Here is a 287-nt window from a genome sequence, read left to right on the forward strand (position 1 = left end):
CCGGCGGTGACCCGCGGCCACCAGCTCACGTGTCGCCGACGCCCCGCCTTGCCGGTCGTCCGGTACCACCGCCGGCCAACCGCCTTCCGTGGGACGGCAGTCCAGGAAGACGGTGCCCGCCGGGAGGCCGGCCGGCGCGTCCACCGCGCGGTGCCACATCCGGGCATAGAGCATGGCGTCGACCTGCTGGCCGACCAGGGCGAGGATCGCCTTCCGCTCCTGCTCCGCGTCGTCGTCGGTGTTCACCAGGATGACCAGGTGCCCGTGATCCCGGGCGAAGTCGTTGG

The 287-nt window shown here is 73.2% G+C and carries 1 pseudogene; it reads right to left on the reverse strand.

The features are described 5' to 3' along the window. Positions 1-287, reverse strand: a pseudogene (locus ABD323_RS43585) (LacI family transcriptional regulator); the annotation flags it as partial.

This window comes from Kitasatospora nipponensis, assembly GCF_039528135.1.
Classification (GTDB): domain Bacteria; phylum Actinomycetota; class Actinomycetes; order Streptomycetales; family Streptomycetaceae; genus Kitasatospora; species Kitasatospora nipponensis.